Source organism: Paracoccus sp. (in: a-proteobacteria), assembly GCF_030536915.1.
Taxonomy (GTDB): Bacteria; Pseudomonadota; Alphaproteobacteria; order Rhodobacterales; family Rhodobacteraceae; genus Paracoccus.
This window is the reverse complement of the sequence record NZ_JAUNPC010000094.1, coordinates 1-10438: the sequence shown is the minus strand read 5'-3', so window position 1 is coordinate 10438 and position 10438 is coordinate 1. Positions and strand designations below refer to the sequence as shown.

Sequence of the window (10438 nt, the reverse complement as noted above, 5' to 3'; positions counted from 1 at the left end):
CTGGGCATTGCCGGAGAGAGACCCGCATCCGCGATTGACGGATGCGACCGAAGGATTGCTGGACGCGATGGAGGCGGGCAGCGGAGGGGGCGTTGGCTCGGACGCCGGAGCCGGGGGGCTGTCTGCCCCCCGCGCCCCCCGAGGATACTTGGGCGATGAAGAAGAACGGGCCCCTGCCTGGGCCGAACTCTACCTGCGGTGGGAGTTGCTCCTGCTGGACGAGCTGGGCTTCGGCCTGTCGCTGGACCGCTGCGCCGTGAGCGGCGTGCGGGAGGCGCTGGCTTACGTCTCGCCCAAGACGGGCCATGCCGTCACGGTCGAGGCGGCAGGCGAATGGGCGCTGCGTCTGCTGCCGCTGCCGGGCATTCTGGGCGGGCCGGAACGGCCGGACGACCTTGCTGCAGGTTTCGCGCTGACCGGGCATTTTCTGAACGCGAGGCTGGCCGAGGCGCAGGTGGGGCGGCCCTTGCCTGCCGCCCGCGCAAGGCTTGTGGCGCGGCTGACGGCTGGCGAGAAAGGCCACATTCCAAAGGACACCTGATGACGGCGGGAACCAGCGCCAGTCCCTTCAGGTCGCGCATGTGACATGAAAGGGAATAACCTTGCCCGCGGTCTGGTGCGGTACCCGGAAAAGGAACCCCGAAGGGCTGCCTTCGCGCGATCAGTTCCCCGAGCGTTCCAGCGTCATCCAGCCGAGCGGGCTCTTGATCTTCAGGACGCCGCCGGTCCATTCGGCCTCGGACGCCTGGGTGACCGCCTCGAGGAAGCGGCCCTCGAAGCCCTTGTGGCCGCAGGGATTGTCGGTCCAGTTCATCACGGTGACGTTGATCTGCGGCAGGGTCGCGGCGTTGGTCGCGGCAAAGTTGTTGCACGGCCCGTTGCCGGTGATCTGCCCGGGCGTCAGGCGGATGCGGGAATCGCGGGTGGGCACGGCTTCCTGGCCAAAGCCGACCATGGTGTAGGTCCCGAAGGGGATGCCGCCCTCGAACCCGGTGCCGTCACCGGGTAGGAGGGCGGGGCCGCAGGCGGCCAGCGTGGCGAGGGTGGCCGAGACGGCGGCAAGGCGAAGGGCAAAGATCATGTCAGGCTTCCCCGGGGGATCAGGTGTTTGACTTCACGTGAATATCGCACGGCCCTGCCACCCGGTTGCCGCAAAGTCCATGCACGGAGGCGCGAGCGGCGCCCGCCGTGTCCTTCGCGTGCCCTTCGCGCAACGGCGGCTTACCCCAGCAGGCGCCGGGCGATGACCTGCGCCTGGATCTCGGCCGCGCCCTCGAAGATGTTGAGGATGCGGGCGTCGCAGAGAACCCGGCTGATCGTGTATTCCAGCGCAAAGCCGTTGCCGCCGTGGATCTGCAGCGCGTTGTCGGCCGCAGCCCAGGCGACGCGGGCGCCCAGCAGCTTGGCCATGCCGGCCTCAAGGTCGCAGCGCTTGTCGTGATCCTTCTGCCAGGCCGAATGATAGGTCAGTTGCCGGGCGATCATGATTTCCACCGCCGTCAGGGCCAGCTTGTCGGCGACACGGGGGAAGGCGATCAGCGGCTTGCCGAACTGCTTGCGGTCGATGGCATATTGCATCCCCAGTTCCAGCGCCGACTGCGCCACGCCCACGGCGCGGGCCGCCGTCTGGATGCGGGCGGATTCAAAGGTCTGCATCAGTTGCTTGAAGCCCTGTCCCGGCTGGCCGCCCAGCAGGTTGTCGGCCCTGACCTTGAAGCCGTCGAAGCCGAGTTCGTATTCCTTCATGCCGCGATAGCCGAGCACCTCGATCTCGCCCCCCGTCATGCCGGGGGTGGGGAAGGGGTCTTCGTCGGTGCCGGGGGTCTTTTCAGCGAGGAACATCGACAACCCGCGCCAGTCGGTGGTGTCAGGCTCGGTCCGCGCCAGCAGGGTCATGACATGGGTGCGGGCGGCATGGGTGATCCAGGTCTTGTTGCCGGTGATCTCCCAGCCGTCCTCGGTGCGGGTGGCGCGGGTCCGCAGGGACCCGAGGTCCGAGCCGGTGTTGGGCTCGGTGAAGACGGCGGTGGGCAGGATTTCCCCGCTGGCGATCTTCGGCAGCCACTGTTCCTTCTGCTCGGGCGTGCCGCCGACGAGGATCAGTTCCGCCGCAATCTCTGAACGCGTGCCGAGCGAGCCTACGCCGATATAGCCACGCGACAGTTCCTCGGAGACGACGACCATTGAGGCCTTGGACAAGCCGAGGCCGCCGAACTCCTCGGGGATGGTCAGGCCGAAGACGCCGAGTTCCGCCAGTTCCTCGATGATCTCCATCGGGATCAGTTCGTCGCGCAGGTGCCAGCCGTGGGCGTTGGGGATCACGCGGTCCTCGGCATAGCGGCGGAACTGGTCGCGGATCATCTCCAGATCCTCGTCCAGCCCCGTGGCCCCGACCGTCGCACGACCGGCGTTGTCCTGCATCAGCGCGACCATGCGGGCGCGGGCCTCGGGCGTATTGCCGCCCATCGCTGTGCGAGCGGCCTCCGAGGGCTGCCATTCGACGCCAAGGTCGGACAGCCGCGCGAACTCGGTCTGGCTCATCGGGATGCCGCCGGCGATCTGGGTCAGGTATTCGCCGAAGCCGATCTGCAGGATCAGCGCCTCGATCTCGCCGAAAGCCTCGCCCAGCCGCTCGGCCCAGGCGGAAAGCTGCTTCAGCGATTCCACATAGGTCGCCAGCCATGACAGCGCGTGCGCCGCGTGCTGTTCGGTTTCCAGGGCGGCTGCATCGATCTTTCCGCCGCCGACCCGCGCCCGCAGCGCCTCGGTCGCGCGGGACAGAAGCGCATCCAGTTCCGGGACAATGGCCTGCGCGTCGGCAGGGGTCAGGGCGGCACGAGCGTCGAGCATGGAAACTGTTCCTGCGAAATTGGGCTGTCTTTGCTGGTAGCGCCTTCGCAGGTGCAGCGCAACTATGCTGCGTCCGCGGTGCGCCTTGCGCAGTTTAGTTTCACTGACCGGCAGGTAACGGCTATAGGGTCTGCAGGCTTGCGGAGGAGCCTGCCATGTTCCCGCGCCCCCTTGCCGCCGCCCGCCCGCGCGGGCAGGTTCCGCGTCATGTTCGGCCTTGATCCCCATCTCGTTCTCATCGCGGCGACCGTGACGCTGGCCGCGGGCATCATCAAGGGCGCGATCGGCTTTGCCATGCCCATGATCATGATGTCGGCGCTGGGGTCCTTCCTGCCTGCCCCGGTGGCGCTGGCGCTGTCGATCCTGCCGATGCTGGTGACGAACGTGCAGCAGGCGACCCGGCAGGGCTTCCGGGCCGCGTGGAAATCGATCCGCGACTATCGCTGGCACATCGGGATGCTCTGCGCCTTCATCTTCGTCTCGGCCCCCTTTGCGCGCATCCTGCCGCAGCCGCTGATGTATCTGGCGCTGGGCGTGCCGATCCTGGGCTTTGCGCTGTGGCAGCTTTCCGGCCGGCCGCTGACGGTGCCGATCCATCATCGCCGCCGGGCCGAGATCGTGACCGGCGTCATCGGCGGGCTTTACGGCGGCATCTCGGGCATCTGGGGGCCGCCGCTGATCGTCTATCTGCTGTCCATCGGGGCGTCCAAGCTGGACCAGATCCGCGTGCAGGGGGTCGTCTTCCTGCTGGGCTCGGCGCTGCTGGCGCTGGCGCATCTGGGGACCGGCGTCCTGAACGCTCAGACCCTGCCGCTGTCGGCGCTGCTGGTGGTGCCGGCGCTGATAGGCATGCAATTTGGCTTCTGGTTGCAGGACCGGCTGGACCTGGCGCAGTTCCGCCGCTGGACGCTGGTCATGCTGATCCTGACATCGCTGAACCTGATCCGCCGCGCCTTCGAGATGATGGGATGACCGACCCTGCCCTGCTAACCGTCCGCCTGATCCGCTGCCCCTCGGTGACGCCGGAGGCCGGTCCCGCGCTGGACCTGCTGCAATCGGTGCTGGAACCTGCGGGCTTCGCCTGCCGGCGCGTGGACCGGAACGGCGTGCCGAACCTTTACGCCCGCTGGGGCGAAAAGGGCACGCGCAGCCTCGGGTTCAACGGCCATGTGGACGTGGTGCCGCCGGGCGATCCGGCAAGCTGGACGCATCCGCCGTTTTCCGGCGCGCTGGCGGATGGGGTGATCTGGGGCCGGGGGGCGACCGACATGAAGTCGGGGGTCGCCGCCTTCGTCGCGGCGGCGGTGGATTTCGTGACCGAAACGCCGCCCGAGGGCGCCGTGATCCTGACCATCACCGGCGACGAGGAAGGCCCGTCCCGCGACGGCACCCGCGCGATCCTCGACTGGATGGTTGAGGCGGGCGAGCGCATGGACGCCTGCATCGTCGGCGAACCCTCGAACCCGGAACGGATGGGCGAGATGATCAAGATCGGCCGCCGGGGCAGCCTGACTGCGCATCTCACCGCCACCGGCCGGCAGGGCCACGCCGCCTATCCGCATCGCGCCCTAAACCCGCTGCACGCGCTGGTCCGGCTGCTGGGGGAACTGACGGCCCGACCGCTGGATCAGGGAACCGCGCATTTCGATCCCTCGGGGCTGCAGGTCACGACCATCGACTGCGGCAACCCGGCCTCGAACGTCATCCCCGAACGGGCGACGGCGACCGTCAACATCCGCTTCAACGACGCCCATTCCGGCGACAGCCTGACCGCCATGCTGCGGCAGCAGGCGGCGGCCGTGGAAACGGAAACCGGCGTCCGCATCGGCGTCGAGGTTACGGTCAGCGGCGAGTCCTTCGTCACTCGGCCCGGCCCCTTCGTCGATCTGGTGGCCCAGGTCGTCACCGAACACACCGGCCGTGTCCCGGTGCTGTCCACCTCGGGCGGCACCTCGGACGCGCGTTTCATCAAGGACCACTGCCCGGTGGTCGAGTTCGGCCTTGTCGGCGCCTTCATGCATCAGGTGGACGAACGCGTCCCGGTCGAGCAGGTCCACCAGTTGAAGGCCATCTACCAGTCCATCCTGCAGCGGTATTTCGCATGAAGATCACCGTCACCGACGACTTCCCCGCCTGCGCCGCCATCCGCCGCCGCGTCTTCATCGAGGAGCAGAACGTCCCCGAGGACCTGGAACTGGACGAGCATGACGCCACCGCCGTCCACCTGCTGGCGACCCGTGACGGTCGCCCCATCGGCACCGCGCGCCTGCTGATCGACGGCGACACCGCCAAGATCGGCCGTGTGGCGATGCTGGCCGAGGAACGGGGGACCGGGGCGGGCGCCGCGCTGATGCGGGCGGCGCTGGATGAACTGCGGGAGCGGGGCGTCAGGACGGCCAAGCTGGGGGCGCAGACCTACGCCATCGGCTTCTACGAAAAGCTGGGCTTCACCGCTCATGGTCCCGAATACGACGACGCCGGCATCCCGCATCGCGACATGAGCCTGAGGCTGTGATCCGCCCCGAACTGGTCGCCCGCTTCAAGCCCTGGCGCGAGGTGGCTGCGGCGGCCCTGACCGCCCTTTTCGGCATCTGGGTCTTCGCGCAGGGCGGGCTGCTGCTCCAGCCGCTCGGCGGGGCGATCCTCGGCCTTGCGCTGCTCTGGGGCTGGGGCGCGTGGCGGCGGCGGCGCTTTGCCGTGGACATCGCCGCGCCGGGGCTGGTCGAGATCGAGGAAGGCGCGATCCGTTATTACGGCGCAAGCGCTCCGGGCGGCGAGGTCGCCCTGCGCGATTTGGTCCAGATCCGGCTGATCCGTCTTGACGGCCAAGCGCATTGGCGGCTGCGGACGCAAGCAGGCGAGGCGCTGCTGGTCCCGGTCGAAGCTGCCGGCGCCGCGGCTCTTGCCGATGCCTTTGCGGCCCTGCCGGGCTTCGACCTCAGCGCGGCCTCGGCGGCGCTGGCGGCCAGCGACGCCTTCCGCACCGTCTGGCAGCGGCCGGGCTGAAGCAAGGCTGAGGCAAGGCAAAGAGGCCGGGAAATCCCCGGCCTCTTCTTTCTGGTTCAGATACCCTCGGGGGCGAAGCCCCCGTTCCTTCAGTTCCGCGCCAGCAGGTCGGTGATCCGGCGCACGGCGGCGCGGCGGTTGGCGCGGATGTCGCCTTCCTGCGGCACCTTCAGGAATTGCTCGCCATAGCCCTGCACGACCATGTTTTCCGGCGGGACGCCGAAGAACTCGGTCAGGGCCAGCGCCACCGATTCGGCCCGGCGGTCGGACAGCGCGAGGTTCATCGCGTCCGCGCCCACCGTATCGGTATGACCCTCGATCATGTAGATCTCGGCCGGGTTCTGGCGCACGCTGTCGGCGATGACGCGCCCCAGGGTAGAGAGCGCCTGCGCCTGGTCCGGCTTGATCGCGGCCGAGCCGGTGTCGAAGGTGATCGCCTGCACCTCGACCGGCGCGACCAGCGCCCGCACCTCGGGGATGTTGCGGATCTGGCCCAGGGTGAAGGTCCGGCCCACCTGCGTTTCGCGCCGCAGCGCCTCGCGCAGCGCATCCTCGGACAGCCGCTCGCCGGGCGCGACCGTGATCGGGCGGGCGGGCGGGGGCAGGTTCGCGACGTCCACCGGGGCCACCGCGGCGGTTTCGTCGATCAGCGCGGTGGTGGTGCCGTCGGGCTGCACCAGCGTCCGGCGCAGCACGCGCAGGTCGGCATCGCGGATCGTCACCACCTGGCTGCCATCCTCGCGGCTGACGATGGTGCGGGTCGAGCCGTCGGCGTATTCCTCGGTCTGCACGGTCGAGCCGGGGCGCAGCAGCAGGGCGTTGTCGTCCTTGATGATCTCCTGGCTGCCATCGGGGCGCGTCACCACCACGCGGTCGCCGGTGTTCAGTTCCACCTGCCGGTCGTTCGACAGAAGCTGTCCAACCGCCAGCCCGGCCAGCGCCGGAAGAACCGCCTGCCGCAGCACCTGTTCCAGGTTGCTGCGGTCGTCATCGTCATCCCCGTCCCGTGCAGCGGCGGCGGACAGGCTGTCCTGATCGGCCCCGGCCCCTGCCGAGGTGCCCTGCTGCGCGGCGTCCTGCTGCGCCGTGCCGCCGACAACCGGAACGCCGCTTTCCCGCAACTCGCCGCGCAGGTCCGTCTGGAAGTCCTCGGTCGCGCTGCGGGAGGTTTCGTCCGTCACCTCGCGAGTCTCGCTGGTCGTGACCGGAGCCGCCGATTCGGCAAGGGCTGCCGCCGCGGGGGGTGTGCCGCCAGCCGCGGCCTCACGCGAGATGTCGGTCGTGGGCGCCTCGGCCTCGGGCACCTCGCGCGCCTCGGCCAATTCACCTTCCGGGGAGGGCTCGCCCGTGCCGGAATCCGCCTCGCTGTCGCCCGAGGCAGCGGTGGCGGTTGTTGCATCCGCTGCGTTGCCGCCGGTTGCGGATTCGGATGTGGCCCCGGTTGCGTCGGCTTCGGTCCCGCCTTCCTCGGCCAGCGCACGCGCAAGGTCCGCTTCGCTCGGCATCCCGCCGTCCGTCCCTGCCTCGGCGGCTTCCGTGTCAACCGTGGCCTCTGCAGCATCATCGGCCGCAGGCTCGGGTTCATCGGTCGTCTGCACCTCCGACTCGGTGGTCGTCTCGACGTCGACCGGCGTAGGCGCCTCGGGGACGGGTTCCGGTGCCGCTTCGGCCTGAGGCTCTGCCGTGGGTTCGGCTTGCGGCGCGGCCGGTTCAACCTCGGACTCGACTGCCGCTGCCTCGGGCTGAGCATCAGCGGTTGGTTCCGGCGCGGGTTCGGCCTCCGGCTCGACTGCCTCGACCAGCTCTGGCTGGGCCTCCGGTTCCGGCTGGGCTTCCGGCACAACGGCCTCGGGTGCCGTCATCGCATCGCCGGTCTCCTCGGCTGCGGGCTCAGCCGCAGCGGCGGCCTCCGCTTCCGGCTGGGCGGTTTCCTCTGCCGCTTCAACGGCATCCCCGGATGCGTCCGCGCCCTCCACGGCCTCGGGCGGCACCTCCGGCGGGTTCCCGGCTTCGGCTTGCGCCATGACCAGCGAAGCCGGCTTCTCCTCGATCGGCGCCGACTGCGCGACGGTGAAATGGGGCAGGGCGACGCTCAGCCCCAGCGCCAGTGCGGTCGAGTTGCGGAGGGTTCTACGCGGCATGTCAGGTCCTTCATCGGGCGCGGCATCGCCGCGCAATGCTGCCCGCCTTGCGCGGGTCGTCCTGCAGTGAACCGCAAAACCCGGCTTGCGTTCCCCCCACGACTGCGTGACACCGGCCAAAGGGACGTGAATGCCGCGTGAACGGCGGCAAGGCGGCATCAAGCCGCATGCGGTCCGATTGCCGTGGCTTTCCTCTTGAAAACAGCGGGACTTGACGGCATATCGCCGTGGTCCGCCGCGTGCGGATTTCCCTACAGGAGAGAACATGGCCAAGGAAGAGATGCTCGAATTCCCCGGCGTCGTGAAGGAACTCCTGCCCAATGCGACGTTCAAGGTCGAGCTCGAAAACGGCCATGAGATCATCGCGCATATGGCAGGCAAGATGCGGAAGAACCGCATCCGGGTTCTGGCCGGCGACAAGGTGCAGGTGGAAATGAACACCTATGACCTGACCAAGGGGCGGATCAATTACCGCTTCAAGTAAGGCCGTCGCGCGATTCGTTCTGGCCTCGGCCAGCCCGCGCCGGCTGGAACTGCTGGCGCAGCTCGGCATCGCGCCCGATGCCATCATCCCCGCCGACATCGACGAAACCCCCCGCAGGGACGAAACGCCGCGCGCCTATGTGGCCCGGATGGCCGCCGAAAAGGCTGCCGCCGTTTCGGCCGCCGAGGATGGCGTGGTGCTGGCCGCCGACACCACCGTGGTCGCGGGCCGCCGCATCCTCGGCAAGCCCGCGGACGAGGACGAGGCCGCGGCCTTCCTGCGGCTGCTGTCCGGCCGCCGCCACCGGGTGCTGACCGCCGTCACGGTGCAGGCCGGGGACCGCGCCCGGCACCGGCTGGTGGAAACCACGCTGCGGATGCGCCATCTTTCCGCCGCCGAGATCGCGGGCTACGTCGCGGGCGGCGATTGGCGCGGCAAGGCCGGCGGCTACGGCATCCAGGGGCCTGCTGGCGCCTTCGTGCCGTGGATGCAGGGCTCGTTCACCGCTGTCGTCGGGCTGCCGCTGTCGGAAACGGCGGTGCTGCTTGCTGCCTGCGGGATCGTTCCGGGCCACATGCCCGATGGAGTTTCCAGATGAAGGGACGCCAGGTCGTTCTGGGCCAGCAATGGGGCCGCGAGGCCGCCGCCCTGATGGTTGATGGCCGGGTCGAGGATCTGCTGTTCGACCTGTCCGCCCTGACCACCCTGCCGCCGGGCGTGATCTGCCGCGCCGTGGTGGACCGGCTGGTGAAAGGGCAGGGCGGCGTCTTCGTCCGCCTGCCGGAAGGCGAGCGCGGCTTCTTGCGCGATGCCCGCGGCCTGTCCGAGGGGCAGGCGCTGATCGTGCAGGTGACGGGCGCGCCCGACGACGGCAAGGCCATTCCGGTCAGCCAGCGCGTCCTGTTCCGCGGCCAGACGGCCATCGCGACGCCGGGTGCGCCGGGCGTGAATGTTTCCCGCCGCATCCGCGACGACGAGCGGCGGGCGCAGTTGGTGGCGCTTGGCTCTGCGGCGCTGGAAGGGGGGGCGGAAAGCCTGGGCCTCGTGATGCGAAGCGCTGCCGCCGGTGCCGAGGACGAGGAAATCGCCGACGAGCTGTCCCAGCTTGTCACGCTGGCGACCGCGGTGATGAGCGACACCCAGGGCCGTCCCGAACTGCTGGTCGATGCCGAGCTGCCCTGGCGCGCCGCCTGGATCGATTGGGCCGATCCCCCGCCCGACGATGTGGACGACAGCGACGACGCCTTTGACGCCCACGGCGTCACTGCCGCCATCGACGCTCTGCTGGACCCCGAACTGGACTTGCCCGGTGGCGGCTTCGCGGTGATCGAGGCGACCCGGGCGCTGGTTGCCGTGGACGTGAACACCGGCCGCGACACCTCGCCCGCCGCCGCGCTGAAGGCCAACATCGCGCTGGCCCGCGACCTGCCGAGGCAGTTGCGGCTGCGGGGCCTGGGCGGGCAGGTGGTGATCGACTTCGCCCCCATGCCAAAACGCGACCGCGGCACGCTGGAGCAGGTGCTGCGCGCCGCCTTCAAGGCCGAGGGCACGGAAACCACGCTGGTCGGCTGGACCGCGATGGGTCTTTACGAGTTGAACCGCAAGCGCGACCGTGTTCCCCTGGTCGCTGTCGCCCTTGCGGGAGAAGACGAATGATCTGCCCCATCTGCGGCAAGCCCACGGTGCCGGACTATCGCCCCTTCTGTTCCAGGCGCTGCGCGGACGTGGACCTCGCCCGCTGGCTGCGCGGCGACTATGCCATCCCCGGAGAGCCTGCGGGCGACATCCCGCGCCCGGACACCGAGGAGTGATTTTCACTCTGGACAGCGGTCCTCGGCTTGTCTACGAACGCTGCACTCGCGGGCAGGACGCCCGGCAAGGGCCCGGATAGCTCAGTTGGTAGAGCAGCGGATTGAAAATCCGCGTGTCGGCGGTTCAAATCCGTCTCCGGGCACCA

12 protein-coding genes and 1 tRNA gene are annotated in these 10438 nt (G+C 69.3%); 10 read left to right on the top strand and 3 right to left on the bottom strand.

The genetic code is table 11. The features are described from left to right. Nucleotides 1-541 (top strand): DNA repair protein RecO C-terminal domain-containing protein (locus Q4F04_RS13110; protein ID WP_303370262.1); only part of this gene is annotated, 541 nt, incomplete at its 5' end. Between the two features lie 120 nt (nucleotides 542-661). Here the strand turns inward: Q4F04_RS13110 and Q4F04_RS13105 are convergent. Both Q4F04_RS13105 and Q4F04_RS13100 read right to left on the bottom strand, forming a co-directional pair. Then, nucleotides 662-1081, bottom strand: a complete 420-nt coding sequence (locus tag Q4F04_RS13105) for an META domain-containing protein (protein WP_303370261.1) — start codon at nucleotides 1079-1081, stop codon at nucleotides 662-664. A 140-nt stretch (nucleotides 1082-1221) separates the two neighbouring features. Beyond that, a complete protein-coding gene (locus tag Q4F04_RS13100; protein ID WP_303370260.1) occupies nucleotides 1222-2850 on the bottom strand; it encodes an acyl-CoA dehydrogenase family protein in 1629 nt (542 codons plus the stop codon). Between the two features lie 207 nt (nucleotides 2851-3057). On the opposite strand from Q4F04_RS13100, the gene Q4F04_RS13095 reads away from it, so the two are divergent. Genes Q4F04_RS13095 through Q4F04_RS13080 form a run of 4 tightly spaced genes read left to right on the top strand, consistent with a single transcriptional unit; the run spans nucleotide 3058 to nucleotide 5856 of the window. Continuing rightward, the gene (locus tag Q4F04_RS13095) at nucleotides 3058-3822 is read left to right on the top strand and encodes a sulfite exporter TauE/SafE family protein (protein ID WP_303370259.1); all 765 of its coding nucleotides are present in this window, start codon (nucleotides 3058-3060) and stop codon (nucleotides 3820-3822) included. After that, nucleotides 3819-4955, top strand: coding sequence for a succinyl-diaminopimelate desuccinylase (dapE, locus tag Q4F04_RS13090; RefSeq protein WP_303370258.1), 1137 nt, complete (start codon nucleotides 3819-3821; stop codon nucleotides 4953-4955). Before Q4F04_RS13095 ends, dapE begins: the two co-directional genes overlap by 4 nt. Next, complete coding sequence (locus tag Q4F04_RS13085) at nucleotides 4952-5365, top strand: GNAT family N-acetyltransferase (protein WP_303370257.1); 414 nt, start codon at nucleotides 4952-4954, stop codon at nucleotides 5363-5365. The genes dapE and Q4F04_RS13085 overlap by 4 nt, the downstream gene beginning before the upstream one ends. Then, the gene (locus Q4F04_RS13080; RefSeq protein ID WP_303370256.1) at nucleotides 5362-5856 is read left to right on the top strand and encodes a hypothetical protein; all 495 of its coding nucleotides are present in this window, start codon (nucleotides 5362-5364) and stop codon (nucleotides 5854-5856) included. The genes Q4F04_RS13085 and Q4F04_RS13080 overlap by 4 nt, the downstream gene beginning before the upstream one ends. Before the next feature lie 89 nt (nucleotides 5857-5945). Here the strand turns inward: Q4F04_RS13080 and Q4F04_RS13075 are convergent, their stop codons facing one another. Further along, entirely contained in the window at nucleotides 5946-7997 is a 2052-nt protein-coding gene (locus Q4F04_RS13075; RefSeq protein WP_303370255.1) for an OmpA family protein, read from the bottom strand. Nucleotides 7998-8262: 265 nt separating this feature from the next. Here Q4F04_RS13075 and infA point away from each other — a divergent pair, with 265 nt between their 5' ends. The 5 genes from infA to Q4F04_RS13050 all read left to right on the top strand — a co-directional run bounded on the left by infA (nucleotide 8263) and on the right by Q4F04_RS13050 (nucleotide 10438). Next, nucleotides 8263-8481: a translation initiation factor IF-1 gene (gene infA / locus Q4F04_RS13070; protein WP_036716789.1), complete on the top strand. Its 219-nt coding sequence runs from the start codon at nucleotides 8263-8265 to the stop codon at nucleotides 8479-8481. After that, nucleotides 8465-9079, top strand: a complete 615-nt coding sequence (locus tag Q4F04_RS13065) for a nucleoside triphosphate pyrophosphatase (RefSeq protein ID WP_303370263.1) — start codon at nucleotides 8465-8467, stop codon at nucleotides 9077-9079. Before infA ends, Q4F04_RS13065 begins: the two co-directional genes overlap by 17 nt. Then, complete coding sequence (locus Q4F04_RS13060) at nucleotides 9076-10137, top strand: ribonuclease E/G (RefSeq protein ID WP_303370254.1); 1062 nt, start codon at nucleotides 9076-9078, stop codon at nucleotides 10135-10137. The genes Q4F04_RS13065 and Q4F04_RS13060 overlap by 4 nt, the downstream gene beginning before the upstream one ends. After that, nucleotides 10134-10292, top strand: coding sequence for a DNA gyrase inhibitor YacG (locus tag Q4F04_RS13055; RefSeq protein WP_303370253.1), 159 nt, complete (start codon nucleotides 10134-10136; stop codon nucleotides 10290-10292). The genes Q4F04_RS13060 and Q4F04_RS13055 overlap by 4 nt, the downstream gene beginning before the upstream one ends. 70 nt (nucleotides 10293-10362) lie before the next feature. Next, nucleotides 10363-10438, top strand: a tRNA-Phe gene (locus Q4F04_RS13050).